Genomic DNA, 17,918 nt, shown 5'->3' on the forward strand with positions numbered 1-17,918 from the left:
GGGCTCAGCCGGGCAGGGGATTGAGGCGCGCGAGCTCGGAGACGGCGGCGGTGCGGCCGCGCCACTGCGCCACCAGCGCCAGACCCTTGCGCTTGTCGTTGGCGGACATCTCGCCGATGACACCCTCGAGCGCCTTGAGGGCGCTGCCGACACCGTGCTGGGCGGCGAGCGACAGCCACAGGAAGGCCTCCACCAGGTCCTGGTCGACGCCGATGCCGTTGGCATAGTGGAAGCCGAGGCGCGCCTGGGACGGGTAGTGGCCAGCCTCGGCGGCGCGCCGGTACCACAGCGTCGCCTGGGCCTCGTCCTTGGCGACGCCCTGGCCCTTGCCGAGCAGCACGGCGTAGTTGAACTGGGCGTAGGCGTCGCCCTGTTCCGCGGCACGGGCCAGCCAGCCCGCTCCGCCTGCCTCGTCGCGCTCGACCCCTTGCCCCATGATCAGCATGGCGCCGACGTTGGTGCGGGCCTGGGCGTGGCCGCGCTCGGCGGCCGCCAGGTAGTGGGCGAAGGCCGCCGGCAGCGACGTCGCGACCCCCTCGCCGTTGGCATAGAGCGAGCCGAGCCAGACCTCCGCTTCGACGTCGCCGTCCCGGGCGCTGTCCGAGAACGCGGCGAAGGCCCGCTCGAAGTCGCCGTTGCGATAGGCGGCGACTCCGGCTGCCAGGGGCGGCGCGCCGGCGGAGACGGCCTCGGCGGGAGCTGTGGCGGTCATCTGGCCCTCGTTGGCTGGTAGAGCGGGGCTGCGTCGACGCGCGCCGCCGTCATGCGTTGGGACAAGGCGTGCTGCATCCAGCGGCCGCTGGCGCTCGCCTGCAGCGGCAGCGGCGCGCCGATCGTGTCCGGCCTGGATGCGGTGCCCCATTTCAGCGCGGCGGCGTGATCCGCCTCGGCTGCCTGCGCCAGCCGGTCGATCAGCGCGAGCCAGCGCTCTTCGGCTCCGTCGTGCGGCGCCTCGGCATGGCCGAAGATACTGATGCGGGCGAGCGTCTGTCCCAGCGCGGTCGGCTGCAGCACCAGCGCGCAGGTCTGCGCCGCATCGGCAAGCAGGACGAGGTTGGGGAACAGCCAGGCGACCTCGAGCTCCGAGCCGTCGGCGCGGCCGGCGAGCCAGTGCGCGGTGCTCGCCGCAAGTGTTGCGACACCGCCGGTCAAGCTCTGGGCCAGCAGCTTCCAATTGGCCCGGTACTCGCGCCAGTTGGTCGCGAGGCGATCGCCGCGGGTATTGCCGAAGAACCCGGACACCGCGCCGACGCTGCTGACGGCGTCCGCGAAGGGCGGCGGAGCGATGTCGAGGTTCACGAAGATCAGCGGTCCCCAGCTGCGCACCTTGGCGGTGAGCAGCCGCTCCGGCCTCAGCCCGAGGTATTGATGCATCTCCGGAGTGCCGTCGCCCAGTTCGCCGGCGGCGATCGGCCCGCGGTCGCGGCTGTGGCCGCAGGAGGTGAACGAGCAGCGGGTCTTGCTGCCCTGCTGGCATTGCAGCGGCACGACGCGGCAGCCGCCATGCTGCGCCTTGTTGAAGCGCGCCACGATGCCGTCCGCGGTGCGCTGGATATGAAGGCCATGATCACCCACGGTGAACGGCAGCAGGTCCCCCACCTCGGGGATCTCCGCGTGGCTGCCGACGCAGATCCAGTCGCAGGCCCACACGGCGATGTCCTCCCGGCGCGAGAAGGCCAGGGAGCGGAAGGCGGCCGGCGGCAGCACGCGGGCGCTGCCCGGCGGCTCGATTGCCTCGGCATAGAAGGCCGCCGCCGAAAAGTCGGGTGGCGTCGGCGGCGCACCGCGCGGCGCAGCTTCAGGTGCCATGCAACTCACCGTGTTCGTGTCTCGGGGCAGGGGCCGTGGGCCATGGCCGAGGCGGCCATGGCCCTTTCCAGCCTCAGGCGGTTTCGAGCGCGGGCGACTCGTAGTCGGCGCGGCCCCGGTAGTGAATCGCGCTCGCCGGCGGCGGCGGCAGCGGTCCGTCCTTGGCGAAACGGTCGAGCACGTTCTTGGTCAGGCGCGAGATGTTGTTGTCGCAGTTGTTCCAGGGCAGCGACCCGCAATAGGCGATGGAGCTGAACGAGAAGCAGGCGCCGCCGTTGGGGGTCTCGTGGTAGGCGATGTCGCCGCGCACGCGCGGATGCACGGTGCCGTCGAGGCCCTGCTGGTTGAAGCCGAAGTCCTCCATGACCAGGAGGTAGGCCTCGGTGTGCCGCCCGGCCGAGGTCGCCACCGCCAGCGTGTGGGGCGGGGAGCCCAGCATGGTGTCGACGATGTCGAGCTCGAGGCCCGCGGCACCGCCGCCGACGAGCCCGAAGTTGCCGAGCTTCTCGTCGTAGCCGATGCCCTCGAAGGCCCAGCTGACGCGCGGGTTGTTGCTCTCCGCCGTGCGCGTGAAGTAGCTCGAAATGTCGAACCCTTCCGACGACATGCCGACGCCGGCCACCGAGTGCAGGTAGCGGCCCCGGTAGCGCCACATGCCGCCGAGCTCGCCGGTGCCCTGGTGGTAGTACTCGCCTGGGTCGGCACGCCAGGTGCGGATGCCGGACTCGCAGCGGCGCATCTCGGTGATGACGCCGCGGCCGGAGCCGTCGTAGGCCGGATGGTAGGAGTGCACCCAGTACCAGCCGTCGGCGCCCATATACATGAGCCGGCCGCCGCGCTGGGTGTAGTTGTGCAGGGCGTCGAGCTGCGGGCCCGAATTGTGCTCGGGATGCGAGCCGGTGATGATGACGTTGTAGTTCTCGAGGCGGGCGACGCCGTCGTAGGTGACGTCCTCGTCGGTGATGACGTCGTAGTCGTAGCCCATGGTCTCGAGCCAGTAGATCAGGTGCAGGTCGGCCGGGTATTGCCATGGCGCCTGCGCCAGGAAGTGGTCGTACTTGGGCCGGATGCTGAGGATCGGGCGCAGCCGCGACGACAGGCAGATGCCGCTGCCGTCCGTGTGGGTGTCGTAGATGGAGCCGCCGTACTCCCGGTGCTCGGCCAGGAACATGTTCTGCTGCTGCATGATCGGCACGCGGTAGACGAACAGCTCGGCGCCGCCGGCATTGCAGGCCACGTGCTCGTTGGCATAGGCCATGTAGCTGATCGTCGGCACCATGAAGGCGATCTTGGACTGCTCCTCGCCGACGCGAGGCACCACCCAGAACGGGATGTAGTCCTCGTCACCCTCCGTGGTGGTCAGCTTGATCGCGTAGAACTTGCTCTTGAAGTCGGCCGGAACGGTCCAGGCGAAATCCACGTCCCAGCGCGCGTCGTCCACGTCGTCGTCGTGGAAATGGATGGCGCCGTATTCCTTGGGCGCGTGCTTCCAGTCGAAGTTCTGGCCGCTCCAGTTGTAGCCGGTCATGCCCCGGGTCGGGCAGTTGACCAACGGCGCATCGAGCCCGTAGGGCCCCAGGTCCTTCGCCACGACGGTGTTGATGCCGGCCGAGAAGTCCCAGGAGCCGACGATGACCTCGGAGAGGGCATCCGTCGGGCCGCAGTTGCGCCGTTCGGTCAGGCCGGGCTGAGCGCCGAGCTTCATCGTCTCGATCTCGAAGCGCGACAGCGCCTTCTTGCACAGGCGCGGGCTGTCGATCTTGCCGTTGTACTTGCCGGTGAAGACGATGCCCGCCGGCCGCGAGGATTTGGCCAGTGGCCCGCCGTCCAGGGTGTCGACGTAGGCGGCAATGGCGAGCGGGATCGGCTCCGGCTTGAGCACGGTCTGGATGTTGGTCGTGATGGGCTCGATCACCGGATCCAGCGCATACTGGATCTGCGGCTCATGGTAGAGCACGACGTCGCCGGTGGCGGCGTCGAAGGTCACCGCCAGGAAGTGCCAGGCATGGTCGCGCAGCGGCAGCGCCATGGTGATCTTGTGCTCGTTGATGCGGGCCTCGACGCAGCCCTCCTCGTTGATGAAGAGGCCGTAGCCCTTGCCGTCGCACCATTTGGTGACGAGGCCCTGCGCCCCGTGCTTCCAGTAGCGCGGGTGGGTCTTGGGCGTCGTCGGCCAGATCCAGCATTGCAGCGTGAAGCTGTCGACGTTGAGCGCCTTTGAGCTCGGCACATAGCCGTAGGAGCCGCCGTGCACGACCTGCTTGCGCCCGGGATAGGTCTTGTTGATGTCGGCGGCGAGCGGCTTCTCGATGAGCCCCGGGCCGCGCGGATTGGTGTCGCCGTTGATCATCTGCACCAGCTCGGCCTTGTACTCGCTCGGGCCGTCGGTGTTGACGTAGAACTTGATAGTGTCGCCGGGATGTACTCCGAACTTGTCGGCATATCCGGTCAAGCGCATGGCGCACATGGCCTTTCCCCTCCAGGGTGTTGTCAGGTCGGCGGGCAGCCGGTCCCGTTCTCCGGGTTCGAGGGCTCCCGCAGTCGAAGGTATTCGAAATAGTTCGTTGCGCGATCAGGCTCCGTGGTCTGCGGACACCTGCGTCTGTCGCGAATTGCGATCGTGCTCTACGTCATTGTCCGATCATATCGACACAACGACTTGGCGCGGAATAATAGTTACGCAAGTTGTCTTGCTTCTTGGACTAAGTGACGGGCCAGTTGTCGCTCCGGCGCTTCCAGCCCATGTTGTAGTCTTCCGGATTACCGGCGGTCTCCGGCAGCTCGTCGAGACGCATCAGGAAGATGTCGTGCTGGATCTCCTGTTCGTCCGTGTAGATCTTGTCGCCCACGAATTCCGGCGGCACGCCGCGGATGCCCGACAGGCGCCCGATCCGCCATTCCGCATCCGGCTTGACGCAGATCACGATGAGCTTGCCGGCGGGCGACTCGCCGCGCATGCGCAGCAGCACCCGGCGCAGCAGGTAGTCCTCGTGCACGCCGCCGGTGACGACCGTGGTGTCGCCGGGCGTCTGGCATTCGAGCACGGAGAAGCCGGCGACGCCCTTCATCGATTCCACGCACCGCTTGTGCGCGTCGATCAGGCGCTGTCGCTCCGGCGTGCCGGGCTTGGGAATCGAGATCATCTGCCTTTCCTCCTTTGGGTTGCGGCACCGCGGCGGCCGCGGCCGGCCGCCTGCGGTCGTCAGATCGTCAGGTGCTTCTCGATCAGCTCGTCGCTCATGTCGGCGATCGGTCCGCGGGCAACGATGCGGCCGTTGTCGAGAATGATGAAGAAGTCGCTCAGGGCACGGGCCACCTTGATGTGCTGCTCGGTGAGGATCAGCGTGATGCCGAGCTCCTTGTTGAGCATGCGCAGGGTCTGCCCGATCTCGTGCACGATATTGGGCTGGATGCCTTCGGTGGGCTCGTCCAGCAGCAGGATCTGGGGGCCGGTGGCGAGGGCGCGCGCGATGGCGAGCTGCTGTTGCTGGCCGCCGGACAGGAGACCGGCCCGCCGGTTCAGGTTCTCCGCCAGATATGGAAACAGCTTGAGGCAGAGCTCTGGGATGTCCTCCTTGCCGTCCTTCCTGGCGAAGGTGCCGAGCAGGATGTTCTCGCGCACCGTGAACTTGCCGAGGATCTGCCGGCCCTGCGGGATGTAGCCGATGCCGTAGGTCGCCCGGATGTGGGTGGGCGCCCCGCTCAGATCCGCGTCGTCGATGCGGATCGAGCCGGTGGAGCGGTCGGTCAGCCCCATGATCGTCCGCATCAGCGTCGTCTTGCCGACGCCGTTGCGGCCGAGCACCGCGAGGCAGGCGCCCTTGGGCACGTCGAACGAGATGTTCCACAGGATCGGCGTCTTGCCGTAGTAGGAGGCGATGTTGTCGAGGGCGAGCACCATGTCTCAGTGCTCCTCACTGCCGAGATAGACTTCGCGGACGCGCTCGTTGGCCTCGATCTCGCTGATCGAGCCCTGCGCCAGCAGGGTGCCCATATGCATGACCGTGACGACGTCGGCGATCTCGCGCACGAAGCCCATGTCGTGCTCGACCACGATCAGAGTGTTGGTTTCCTTGAGCTGCTTGATCAGCCGGGCGGTCTTCATGATCTCGCCCTCCGTCAGGCCGGCCACCGGCTCGTCGAGCAGCAGCACCCGCGGGTTCTGCATCAGCACCATGCTGATCTCCAGCCACTGGGTCTCGCCGTGCGACAGCGTGCCGGCCTCGACCTCCAGCCGGTCGGACAGGTTGGCGAGGGCGGCGATCTCGTCGAGCTTGCGCCTCATGGCAGCATCGCCGAACACGAACATGTTCTTGAGCGCGTTCGTTCGCTTGCTGTAGGCGACCTCCAGATTTTGCCGCACCGAGAGCTCGCGGAACACCGCGGGCACCTGGAACTTGCGGCCGATGCCGCGCCGCGCGATCTCGTGCTCGCCGAGGCCGGTGATGTCCTCCTCGGCGAAGCGGATGGTGCCGGAGGTGGGCTTCTGGCGGCCGGTGATGAGGTCCATGGTGGTGGTCTTGCCGGCGCCGTTCGGGCCGACGACGCAGCAGACGGTCATCTCCGTGACCTCCAGGCTGAAGCCGTTGATCACCGGCGTGCCGTCGAAGCTCTTGTGCAGGTCTTTGATCTCCAGCAGGCCTGCCACGTCACTCTCCCGCCATTGCGTTGGCCCGATCCGCGGGCTCGAGCTGCTTGGCCCGGCGGCCGGACGACAGCGCGCCCAGGCCCATCTCGAGCAGTCCCGCCAGGCCCTTGGGCAGGAAGCGGACGACGATGATGAAGAAGGCGCCAAGGCCGAGCAGCCAGGTGCTGAGCAGGGCGTCGCCGAGATAGCTCTGGCCGCCCTGGATGATGAAGGCACCGAGCATGGAGCCGAGCAGCGACAGCCGGCCGCCGATGCCGGCCCAGATGACCATGGTGACACTGAAGCTGACGTCGAGCTGGGCCGGGGAGACGTACTGCACCAGGATCACCCAGCAGCAGCCGGCGACCGCCGCGATGAAGCCGGAGAGGGCGTAGATCGCCGTCTCGTAGGCCGCCACGTTGTAGCCCAGGAAGCGCACCCGCTCGGCGTCGCCACGCACCGCCTGGACCAGCAGGCCGAATTTGCTCTGGGTCAGCAGCTTGGCGCCGATGGTCAGCGCGATGAGCAGGCCGCACACCAGCCAGTACGTCGTCGGGCCGTAGGGATCGAGCGCCGTGCCCAGCACCGTCAGCGGCTGCGGCGGCGTGATGCCGTTGGCGCCGTTGGTGTAGGGCTGCATGTCGAGGATGATGGTGAAGAGCGCGCTCAGCATGGCGAGCGACATGATGGCGAAGAACGGACCGGACACCCGCGCCCGGAACATCAGGTTGCCGAAGATCACGTAGAACAGCGTCGGCACGACCAGGGCGAGGGTGATCCCGAGGCCGGTGTTCCAGAACGGCTCCCAGAGCGCCGGCAGATGCTCGAGGCTGTTGTTGAGCATGAACGGCGGGATCGGGTTGGACTCCGGATCCTGCGCCTGCATCTGCATGGTCATGGCCATGCCGTAGGCCGCCAGGCCGAAAGCGATGCCCTGTCCCAGGTTGAGGATGCCGCCGAAGCCCCAGCACAGGCTGATGGACAGGGCGAGCAGACCATAGACGCCGTAGGTTCCGAGCTGGTTCAGCAGGAAGCCGTCGCTGACGAACAGAGGGACCGCGGCGATGATCAGGAAGAAGACGCCGTAGGCAGCCCACTGAGCCAGCTTGTTGTGATAGAGGTTCATCTCCGATGCTCTCCCGCTCAACGTCGAACCGAGCGCGGCGCAAACAGGCCTTGCGGGCGGAACCAGAGGAAGACGACGATCAGCATGAACAGCAGGAAGCGGGCGAAGGTGTCGTTGGTCAGGGCGGCGAAGATCGATTGCAGCTCACCCGTCAGGCCGCCGGCGAAGACGCTGCCGAGGAGCGTGCCGCCGCCCGTCACCACGACGAGGAAGGCTTGCACCACGTAGGCGGTGCCCATCGTCGGCAGCACGATGTTGAGCACGCCGAACAGCGAGCCGGCGACGCCGGCGAGCCCGGCGCCCAGCGCGAAGGTCAGCATGTAGACGCGGGACGCGTTGATGCCGAACGACGCCGCCATCTCCTTGTTCTGCGTCACGGCCCTGACCTGCATGCCGAAGCGGGTGCGGTAGAACAGGAACCAGGTGGCAGCCACGACCAGCGCGGTGACCAGCATCACGACGATGCGGAACACCGACAGGTTGATGAAGCCGATTTGCAGGTTGCTGCTGAAGATGGCCGGCACGGCCAGATACTTGGGATCGCTGCCGAAGATGAGGCGGACGGCCTGCATCAGCACGATGGAGACGCCCCAGGTCGCCAGCAGCGTATCGAGCGGCCGGTTGTAGAGATAGCGGATCAGCCCGCGCTCGATCACCAGCCCGACCACGGCGACCACGACGAACGAGGCGGGGATGCACAGCAGGAACGGCAGCCCGAAATAGCTTTGCAGCAGGTAGGAGCTATAGGCGCCGAGCATGATGAACTCGCCGTGGGCCATGTTGATGACCCCGACGACACCGTAGATGATGGTGAGCCCGATGGCGGCGAGGAGCCAGATGCTCGCGATGCTCAGGCCGAGCACGAGTGCGTTGATAAGGGAATTGAAATCCAAGCTGCCCACGGCCGAGCCGCCCTCAAGTTAAAATAGTATAATTCTATCTCGTTGGTCGAACGATGCGCCCGCGACGGGCGCATCGTCTGTTGTCCGACGCGGTCAGATCACGTTCTTGCGGATCTTGCCGTCGGCGGCCTGCAGGCCGTCCTTCGTGCACTTGCCCAGATTGGGGTAGATCGAGTAGGGGTCCGGCGCCACGTGCTCGGCCGCCTGCTTGACGATCTTGAAGCTGCCGTCCGCCTGGCACTGGCCGATCTTGGGCACCAGCCAGCAGTTGAAGTTCTGCTCGTCGATCCAGATGAGCCCTTCCGGCGAGACGTCGGGACCCACCTTGATGCCGCCGCTGTTGTCGCGGATGGCGCGGGGCGTCACGTTCTCGATGCCGACCTTGGCCGCTGCCGCTTCGAGGCCGTACTTGAAGACGTAGGCGGAGGTGTAGGTCTCCTCCATGTTGTAGTGGGTGACGCCGTTCTTGCCGTACTTGCTGGCCAGGAAGCTCTCCACGAACTTCTTGTTGGTGGGGTTGTCGAGGCCCTGGAAGTAGGGAGCCGACAGGAAGTGGCCGGCGCCGAACTCGTTGCCCATGGCGCGGGTCTCGATCTCGCCGGTGGTCAGCGAGGCGATCGGCATGGAGTCGACCTTGAAGCCCTCCTGCTTGAACTGCTTGTGGAAGGCGATATCGGAGGCGCCGACGACGGTGGAGAAGATGAAGTTCGGCTTGGCGTCGCGGATCTTGTTGAGCACGGGCCCGAACTCCGAGCTGCCGAGCGGGATGTACTCCTCGCCGAGCAGCTCGCCGCCGGCCTGTTGCAGCCAGACTTTGGCGTTCTTGTTCGACTCCTTCGGCCAGACGTAGTTGGAGCCGACGAAGAAGACCTTCTTGCCGAAGTTCTGCACCATGAAGGGAATGAGGTCCTTCGAGTGCTGGTTGGCGAGCGGGCCGGTGCAGATCGTGTTCTGCGTGCATTCCGCCCCCTCGTAGCAGGTCGGATAGTACAGCAGGTGGTTGTTGGCCATGACCGTCGGCAGGATGGCCTTGCGGCTCGCCGAGGTGTAGCAGCCGAACAGCGCGATGACCTTGTCGCGCAGGATCAGCTCCTTCGCCTTCTCGGAGTAGACCGCGAAATCAGACTTCGCATCGACGATGATCGGCACGATCGGGCTGCCGGCGACGCCGCCCGCCTTGTTGATCTCGTCGATGGCGTACTGCATGACCAGGGTGGAATCTTCTTCGGGCACAGCCAGGGAGCCCGTCAGCGAGAACAGCAGGCCGACCTTGATCGGCTCCCCCTTCTTCAGGGTGGCGCCCCAGGCTTCCGAAGAGACCGGCAGCCAGACGTGCGGAGCCGCGACGGCGCCTGCGGCAACCACAGTCGACTTGATGAACCCGCGACGTGAAACCTTCATGTATGTGACTCCGATGAGCTATTGTCCGGTCGGCGTGCGGCCGATGTCGAACATCGACAGCGGCCGCAATGGATGTTCATTGTCCTGCATCGGCGAGAAACTGCTGCCTGATCCACGATAGTCTCTGTCGAGCAGCAGAGCATGACGGATCAGCGCGCATTCTTGTGTCTACCCGCGCAACATTCCCCTCAGTCGGCGAGCATTCGGCTCGCCGACCGTCGTGCCATGACCGCGCAGCCGCCCGAGCTGCATTCGGCTCGACAGCGGCCAAGCTCTCGCGCGGGTATTCGCCCAACTCTATGTGCAGCCTGCTCGAGCGCGTGCTCCCGACGAGGCATCGATCGCTGTTCCGCGGTCTAGGTGCTCGGTGCGCCGGGCCCCTATCCGGGTGTCGACGGATGACACCTTGATAAGGACCGCTACCCCGGGAGCGGCAGGGACCGTTTCGTTTCCCGTCAGGAAATAACCTTTCCTATGTACACTTTAGGGTCAAGGCGAAATTTTAAACAGCCGCCGCGATGCCTAAGGGCGCGACACTTGTAAGTAATTTGATCCAGATGCTCACGATTTGGGAGAAAGACCCGATTTTAAGCACTTGGTCGATTCCGCCATGTGTCGGTCACGATTTTCCGGCCCACCGAGTGGTTAAATACGCAACGGCTTTGGGCGGGATGCTTTCGAGCGAGGCTCGTCTGCCTCATGCGGTCCCACTGTCTTGAGGCCGCTCCGCTATTCCTGCTTTTGTGTTTCCTGGTTCCGCCTCGCGGGGTCGGAAGTGCCCAATGGGTCGGCGCCGAACGAAGGCCCGCCGTGAGGAGCAGGCGCGGCGCTCCGTCCGCAGCGGCGGTGCGCGTCGGCCGTGATAGGCTTTAGTCTTGAGGCGGCGGCAACAGGCCGTTCAGCAGGATGGTGACGATACTGTCGCTGAACGAGCGCACCTGCGCCTCGTCCGCCACATCGAGGCCGTAGACCCATTGAGTGACGGCGCCGATGCTCAACGTGAGCGAGGCGGCCGAGGTCACGATGTTGGTGATGTCGTGGGCCGGCAGGGGGCGGATCAGGCGGGCCGCCAGGGCGTCGCGCACGGCTTCGTCGAAGGCGGCGAAGCCCGGGCCGACGAAGCGCTCCATCAGCCAGTCGAGCCGCGGCGTGCCCGCCATCGCCTCGTGCATGAGGATGCGGGCGTAGTTGGGCTCGGCCGCGTTGGCCTCGACCAGGCGGCGAATGAGGATGCGCAGCCGGTCGACCGGGCCGATATCGGCGAACTCCAGCCGCGACACGGGGAAGAAACGCCCACGCCGGCGCATCAGCCGTTCGATGGCGGATTTCCAGAGCTGCTCCTTGGTGCCGAAATGATAGTGCACCATGGATTGCGTCAGGCCGGCGGCGTCGGCGACGGCGACGGTGCTCACCGGATCGTAGCCGTAGGCGGCGAAGAGATCGATGGCGACATCGAGCAACTTGTCGCGCGAGCTGTCGACCGCGCCCAGGTCCTTCGGCGGCCGCCCGCGCGGCCGCCCCGCCGGCTTGGCCGTCTTGGGCTCCCCCAGCTGCGCACCACGCATTGTCGATCTGCTGTTGCGGTCGCCCGACACATCGCTCTCCGCGTCACAAGAAGCCTGTGCGCGCCGTCGGTGTCAAATTAATAGATTGGCTTGAAAAAATTATTAGATCACGCAATTATGTCCACGACCGCTTGGCGATGGCCGCGGTGAGCGTGAAAAAAGCCAGTGGGAGGAACGACATGAGGCGGTTCGGGGCAATGATGGCAGGGGGCGTGGCGCTGTTGCTTGCGGCCGTGGGCAGCGACCTGGCGTACGCTCAGAGCGCCGCGGCGGGCCCGGTCAAGGTCGGCGTCATCACCGACAAGGCCTCGATCTTCGCCGACTTCGGCGGCCAGGGGTCGGTCGTCGCCGCCCAGATGGCCATCGACGATGTGGGCGGCTCGCTCCTCGGCCGTCCGATCGAGCTGGTGTCGGCGGACCATCAGAACAAGCCCGACATCGGCCTGGGCATCGCGCGCCAATGGTTCGATGCGGAGGGCGTCGACGCGATCTTCGACGTGCTGAACTCCGGCCTGGCGCTGCCCATACAGATCCTGGCCGAGGAGAAGAACAAGCTCGTCTTCTTCTCCGGCGCCAACAACATCGACCTGACCGGCAAGCGCTGCTCCGAGCACGGCTTCGTCTGGGGCTACGACAGCTACTCGCTGGCCAATTCCAACATCACCGGCATCATGCGCAAGCCGGGCGCGGAGAGCTGGTACTTCATCACCATCGATTATGCCTCGGGCCATAACCTCGAGCAGGACGCCATGAAGGTCGTCGCCAAGAACGGCGGCAAGGTCGTCGGCAAGATCCGCTATCCGCTCGGTACCAAGGACTTCGCCTCGATCCTGCTGCAGGCGCAGGCGTCCGGCGCCCAGGTGATCGCCCTGGCGACCGGCGGCGCCGACATGCAGAACATCCTGAAGCAGTCGCGCGAGTTCGGCCTGACTCAGAAGGTGGCGCCGCTGTTCCTCACCACCATGGACATCAAGGGCATGGGCCTCGACATGGTGCAGGGGGCGCCCGTGGTCCTCGACTATTACTGGGATCAGTCCGACGAGACCCGTGCTTTCGCCAAGCGCTTCGAGGCCATCCACAAGCGCAAGCCGACCGACGTGCAGGCCACCGTCTATTCCAGCGTGCTGCACTACCTCAAGGCGGTGCAGAAGGCCGGCAGCAAGGACACCAAGGCGGTCATCGCGGCGCTGAAGGCGTTGCCGGTCAACGACTTCATGACCAAGGACGCCGCCATTCGCGACGACGGCCGGCTGCTCCGCGACATGTATTTCGCCGAGGTGAAGGCGCCGGACCAGTCCAAGTACGATTCCGACTACCTGACCGTCGTCGCCACGATCCCGGGCAAGGACGGATTCCGGCCGGCCGCGGAGAGCGAGTGCCCGCGTCTCGCCAAGCGCTGACCCCATCCGCGTCGCGGGCAATGCGTCGGTCGCCGAGGGGGGGCCGGCAGGACAGTCATCAAGAGTGGGCCCATGCTGAAGAAGGTTCTCATCGCCAACCGGGGTGAGGTGGCGATCCGCGTCGCGCGGGCCTGCGGTGAGCTCGGCATCGGCGCCGTCGCCGTGGCGCCCGAGGACGACCGCGCGTCCCTGCACATGGCGAAGGCCGACGCGGCGGTGACCCTGCCGGGCGCCGGCGCTGCGGCCTACCTGGATGGGCCGGCTCTGGTGGCCGCCGCGGTTGCGGCCGGCTGCGACGCCGTTCATCCCGGCTACGGCTTCCTCAGCGAGAGCGCCGATTTCGCGCGCGCCTGCGCGGCGGCCGGACTGACCTTCATCGGCCCGTCGCCGGAGGCGCTCGAGCTCTTCGGCGACAAGGCGCAGGCGCTGGCCCTCGCCCGGCGCAGCGACGTGCCGGTGGCGCGCAGCACCGACGCGCCGGCGAGCCGCGAGGCCATCCGGTCGTTCATGGCGGCGCTGCCGGCGGGGACGCCGATCATGATCAAGGCGGTCGCCGGCGGCGGCGGCCGCGGCATGCGCGTCGTCCACGACCCCGCCGAGCTGGCGGCTGCCTGGGAGCGTTGCGCCTCCGAGGCGCAGGCCGCCTTCGGCCGCGCCGACGTCTACGCCGAGGAGCTGATCGGCCGGGCTCGCCACATCGAGGTGCAGGTCGCCGGCGATGCCTCCGGCTACGTCATCCACCTGCATGAGCGCGAGTGCAGCGTGCAGCGCCGGCACCAGAAGCTGGTCGAGCTCGCGCCGAGCCCCTGGCTGGAGCCGGCCCTGCGCGCCGCCCTGTGTCGGGACGCGGTTCGCCTGGCCAAGGCCGCCGGCTACGTCGGCATCGGCACCGTCGAGTTCCTGGTCGAGGTGGACGGCGAGGGGCGCGCCACCGGGCGCCACGTGTTCATCGAGATGAATCCGCGGCTGCAGGTGGAGCACACGGTGACCGAGGAGGTCACCGGTGTCGACCTGGTGCACCTGCAAATGGCGCTCGCCGCAGGGACGACGCTGGCGGAGCTCGGCCTCGCCGAGCCGCCGCCCGTGCGCGGCCATGCCATGCAGCTACGCATCAACATGGAGACTCTGCGTGCCGACGGCACGACGCTGCCGTCGGGCGGCATTCTCGCCGCCTTCGCTCCGCCGGGTGGCGCGGGCGTGCGCGTCGAGACGTTTGGCTATCCAGGCTACGAGATTCACCCGGGCTTCGACGCGCTGCTGGCCAAGCTCGTCGTCCACGCCCGTAGCGGCGGCTTCGACCAGGCGGTGGCCAAGGCCTATCGCGCCCTGTGCGAGTTCGAGGTGACCGGCATCGCCACCTCGATCCCGCTGCTACAGGCGATCCTGCGCCACGACGACTTCCGGGCCGGCCGGGCCGACACCCGCTTCGTCGAGCGGACTGCCGCCGAGCTGATCGAGGGCTCGTCCGCCCATCCGTCCTTCCATGCGCCGCGGGCCGCGGCAGGGCAGGGGCCGCGGGCGGCCGAGGAGCAGCTCGGCGTCGATGGAGCGGACGCCGCGCGGTCGCCCATGCGCGGGCGCGTCGTCGCCGTCGAGGTGGCGGAGGGCGACGGCGTCGGCGCCGGCCAGACGGTCGCCGTGGTCGAGGCCATGAAGATGGAGCATGCGATCGTGGCGGGCTGCTCCGGCACCGTCGAGCGCATCCTGGTCGCGCCGGGCGACACGGTTCAAAGCCAGGCCGCGCTGCTGCTCATCCGGCCGGGCGAGGCGGCGGCGACCGCGGCGGTCGTCGGGGCGGAGGCGCTGGCCGCCGCCAGCGACGCCCTCGCCGAGATCGAGACGGCGCGGGCCCGGACGCTCGACGAGCAGCGTCCCGATGCGATGGCGCGGCTCGGCAAGCGCGATTCCCTATCGGCGCGACAGCGCGTCGCTCTGCTCGCCGACGCCGGCTCGTTCACCGAGATCGGCGGCCTGGCGCTGGCCGAGGGGCTCGGCGAGGAGGCGCCCGGCGACGGTGTCGTGGTCGGCACCGCCCGCGTCGCCGGCCGTCCGGTGGTCGTCGTCGCCCAGGATTTCAGCGTGCTCGGCGGCAGCGCCGGCCATCTCGGCACCGCCAAGATGGACCGGGGCATCGCCGTCGCCCTGAAAAGCGGCCGCCCTCTCGTCATGCTGCTCGACGGCGGCGGCCATCGCATTCAGGACGGCCAGAGCTCGCGCCACTACGCCCACGGCTCGCCCACCTTCCACGATCTCGCCCGCCTGTCCGGCTGGGTGCCGGTGGTCTCCGCCGTGCTCGGCGCGGGCTTCGCCGCCAACACCAACTTTTCCGGGCTGGCGGACCTGATCGTCATGGTGCGCGGCAAGTCGACCATGGGCCTCGCCGGCCCCGCCCTGGTCAAGGCCGGCACCGGCGAAGACATCGCGGTCCAGGCCCTCGGCGGCGCCGAGGCCCAGGTCGATCGCCACGGCCTCGCCGATCTCGGCGTCGCCAGCGAAGAGGAGGCCATCGCCGCGCTGCGGCGCTTCCTCTCCTATCTGCCGGACAACGCCCGGGGCGCAGCGCCCACCGTGCCGTACGTGGACGATCCGGCCGCGGAGCAAGCGCGAGCGGAGGATCTGCTCGGCATCATCCCCGCCAACTCGCGGCGCAGCTACGACGTGCGCCGCATCGTCGAGCGGCTCGCCGACGCCGACAGCGTGATGGAGCTGAAGCCGACCTTCGCCGGCAACATCGTCACGGCGCTGGGGCGGCTGCGCGGCCGGCCGGTGGGCTTCATCGCCAACCAGGCGGCGGTGCTGGGCGGCATGCTCGACTCGCCCGCCTGCGAGAAGGCCGCGCACTTCGTCGGCATGTGCGACGCCTTCGGCCTGCCGCTCATCTACCTGATCGACGTGCCCGGCTTCTCGATCGGCTCCGACGCGGAGCGCACGACACTGGGCAAGCGCAGCGCCAAGCTGATCTTCGAACTCGGGCAGGCCACGGTGCCGCGCCTGTCGGTGGTGCTGCGCAAGGGCTATGGCCTGGGCTATGTCGCCATGGGCGGCGGCCGCAGCTTCGATGCCGATGCCGCGCTGGCCTGGCCGACGGCGGAGATCTGCGCCATGTCGGTGGAGGGTTCGGTCGACGTCGCCTACCGCCGCGCCTACGAGGCGGCGCCGGATCCGGCCGCCCGCCGGCAGGAGATCATCGACGATATCCGCAGCCGCATCGGGCCGCTGCAAGCCGCGCAAGGTTTCGGCATCGACGACATCATCGATCCGCGCACCACGCGAGCCCGTCTGATCGAGACGCTGGACCGCGTGCCGGCCCGCCGGGACAATGGCGTGCCGGCCCGGTTCCGGCCGATCTCGCCGATCTGATCGCACGAGCGCGGGCAAACCCGCTGAGCCAAGGGGAGGACAACGAATGCCGCTCGATCCGCGCGTGCCGCCAAGGGACGACTGCGTGCTGCGCTACCTGCTGGACGCGCGTGCCGGCCAGGCCCCCGACAAGCCGTTCGTCGTGTTCGAGGACGGTGCGGCCTGGACCTATGCGGAGCTGCGTCAGCGCGTGCGCACGGCCGCCCGGGCGCTTCAGGATCTCGGCGTGAAGCAGGGCGACCATGTGCTGGTCTGGCTGCCCAACGGCCCGGACTGCCTCAAGATCTGGTTCGCCATCAACTATATCGGCGCCGTCTACGTGCCCCTGAACACGGCCTATCGCGGCCGGGTGCTGGAGCACGTGGTGGCGCTGTCGGACGCCGCCTTCGGCATCGTGCACGGCGACCTGGTGGGGCGCCTCGCCGACGTGGACCGGGCGCGTCTCGCCGACGTCATCCTGCTGCACGACAAGGGCCAGCGGCTCGACGGGGTGCGCCTGCACGCGGCCACCATGCTCGATGAGGCGGCCGGCGACGTGGCCGAGCCGGAGCGGCCGATCGAGCCATGGGACTCCGGCTGCATCATCTACACGTCGGGCACCACCGGCCCGTCGAAGGCCGTGCTGTCGTCCTACCTGCACCTCTATTCCTCGGGCGAAGGCTTCCCGCTGGCCACCGTCAACGACCGGCACATGGTGACGCTGCCGCTGTTCCACGCCGGCGGCACCATCCCGATCTATCTCATGCTGGCCCGCGGCGGCTCCATTGCCCTGGTCGAGAGCTTCAGTACCGACCGCTTCTGGGAGGTCGTGCAGCGCACCGAAACCACCACCGTCATCCTGCTCGGGGTGATGGGCGGCTTCCTGATGAAGCGGCCCGATCCGCCGGCCGAGCAGACGCGGTCGCTGCGCTGGGTCACGGCGCTGCCCCTCGACGAAGACGCCATCGGCTTCGGCCACAGATTCGGTGTCGACGTCATCACCGTCTTCAACATGACCGAGGTGTCCTGCCCGCTCGTTTCGGAGGTGGGGCCGACGCTGGTCGGCTCGTGCGGCCGTCCGCGACCGGGCGTGGAAGCCCGCGTCGTCGACGCCAACGACTGCGAGGTGGCGCCGGGCGAGGTCGGCGAGCTGATCGTCCGCACCGACCGCCCGTGGGCCATGAATCACGGCTACTACAAGAACCCCGCGGCCACGGCCGAGGCCTGGCGCAACGGCTGGTTCCACACCGGGGACGGCTTCAGGCGCGACGAGGCGGGCAACTTCTTCTTCGTCGACCGCATGAAGGACGCCATCCGGCGGCGTGGCGAGAACATCTCCTCCTTCGAGGTCGAGGCGGAGGTGTGCGCCCACCCGGCGGTGCGCGAGGCGGCCGCGGTCGCCGTCAAGAGCGAGGTTTCGGAAGACGAGGTGCTCGTCGCCGTGTCGCTGGCGGAGGGCGCCGCGCTCGATCCCACCGAGCTGATCGCCTTCCTGCAGCCGCGCATGGCCCACTTCATGGTGCCGCGCTTCGTCCGCGTCCTCGAGGACCTGCCCAAGACGCCGACCCAGAAGGTGCAGAAGCATCTGATCCGCACCGCCGGTGTGACCGACGACACCTGGGACCGAGACAAGGCGGGCATCGTCATCAAGCGCGAGCGGCTGACGAGCGCATAGCGGCCCTCCGGCGCCGCGGCTTGCGAGGCCGGGCGCGGCGGTTACTCTGATCGCGGTAGAACAACGCGATCAGG

The 17,918-nt window shown here is 67.8% G+C and carries 13 protein-coding genes; 3 read left to right on the top strand and 10 right to left on the bottom strand.

Annotated elements, in window-relative coordinates; translation table 11 throughout:
• Window positions 1-4: 4 nt before the first annotated feature.
• The 10 genes from ACZ5PO_RS23215 to ACZ5PO_RS23260 form a co-directional block, all read right to left on the bottom strand.
• Window positions 5-712, bottom strand: a complete 708-nt coding sequence (locus tag ACZ5PO_RS23215; RefSeq protein WP_464184221.1) for a tetratricopeptide repeat protein — start codon at window positions 710-712, stop codon at window positions 5-7.
• On the bottom strand, window positions 709-1,809 hold the full coding sequence (locus tag ACZ5PO_RS23220; protein ID WP_464184222.1) for a ring-hydroxylating oxygenase subunit alpha: 1,101 nt from the start codon (window positions 1,807-1,809) through the stop codon (window positions 709-711). Before ACZ5PO_RS23220 ends, ACZ5PO_RS23215 begins: the two co-directional genes overlap by 4 nt.
• Before the next feature lie 73 nt (window positions 1,810-1,882).
• Window positions 1,883-4,267, bottom strand: a complete 2,385-nt coding sequence (locus tag ACZ5PO_RS23225; RefSeq protein ID WP_464184223.1) for a N,N-dimethylformamidase beta subunit family domain-containing protein — start codon at window positions 4,265-4,267, stop codon at window positions 1,883-1,885.
• A 244-nt stretch (window positions 4,268-4,511) separates the two neighbouring features.
• Complete coding sequence (locus ACZ5PO_RS23230; RefSeq protein ID WP_464184224.1) at window positions 4,512-4,952, bottom strand: N,N-dimethylformamidase, small subunit; 441 nt, start codon at window positions 4,950-4,952, stop codon at window positions 4,512-4,514.
• 59 nt (window positions 4,953-5,011) lie between these two features.
• Window positions 5,012-5,710 carry an urea ABC transporter ATP-binding subunit UrtE gene (gene urtE / locus ACZ5PO_RS23235; RefSeq protein WP_464184225.1) on the bottom strand — a complete coding sequence of 233 codons (699 nt, stop codon included), beginning with the start codon at window positions 5,708-5,710 and terminating at the stop codon, window positions 5,012-5,014.
• Window positions 5,711-5,713: 3 nt separating this feature from the next.
• The gene (urtD, locus tag ACZ5PO_RS23240) at window positions 5,714-6,457 is read right to left on the bottom strand and encodes an urea ABC transporter ATP-binding protein UrtD (protein ID WP_464184226.1); all 744 of its coding nucleotides are present in this window, start codon (window positions 6,455-6,457) and stop codon (window positions 5,714-5,716) included.
• 1 nt (window position 6,458) lies between these two features.
• Window positions 6,459-7,562, bottom strand: a complete 1,104-nt coding sequence (gene urtC, locus ACZ5PO_RS23245) for an urea ABC transporter permease subunit UrtC (protein WP_464184227.1) — start codon at window positions 7,560-7,562, stop codon at window positions 6,459-6,461.
• Between the two features lie 17 nt (window positions 7,563-7,579).
• Complete coding sequence (gene urtB, locus ACZ5PO_RS23250) at window positions 7,580-8,455, bottom strand: urea ABC transporter permease subunit UrtB (RefSeq protein WP_464184228.1); 876 nt, start codon at window positions 8,453-8,455, stop codon at window positions 7,580-7,582.
• A gap of 102 nt (window positions 8,456-8,557) precedes the next feature.
• Entirely contained in the window at window positions 8,558-9,865 is a 1,308-nt protein-coding gene (locus ACZ5PO_RS23255; RefSeq protein WP_464184229.1) for a transporter substrate-binding domain-containing protein, read from the bottom strand.
• Window positions 9,866-10,734: 869 nt separating this feature from the next.
• Entirely contained in the window at window positions 10,735-11,430 is a 696-nt protein-coding gene (locus ACZ5PO_RS23260) for a TetR/AcrR family transcriptional regulator (RefSeq protein ID WP_464184230.1), read from the bottom strand.
• Between the two features lie 179 nt (window positions 11,431-11,609).
• Between ACZ5PO_RS23260 and ACZ5PO_RS23265 the strand changes: the two genes are divergently transcribed.
• From ACZ5PO_RS23265 to ACZ5PO_RS23275, 3 genes are all read left to right on the top strand, one after another.
• Entirely contained in the window at window positions 11,610-12,830 is a 1,221-nt protein-coding gene (locus ACZ5PO_RS23265; RefSeq protein WP_464184231.1) for an ABC transporter substrate-binding protein, read from the top strand.
• A gap of 72 nt (window positions 12,831-12,902) precedes the next feature.
• Window positions 12,903-16,190, top strand: coding sequence for an acetyl-CoA carboxylase family protein (locus ACZ5PO_RS23270; protein WP_464184232.1), 3,288 nt, complete (start codon window positions 12,903-12,905; stop codon window positions 16,188-16,190).
• A gap of 46 nt (window positions 16,191-16,236) precedes the next feature.
• Window positions 16,237-17,844, top strand: a complete 1,608-nt coding sequence (locus tag ACZ5PO_RS23275; protein ID WP_464184233.1) for an AMP-binding protein — start codon at window positions 16,237-16,239, stop codon at window positions 17,842-17,844.
• Window positions 17,845-17,918: the final 74 nt, after the last annotated feature.

This window comes from Chelatococcus sp. KU-N122 (assembly GCF_055391085.1).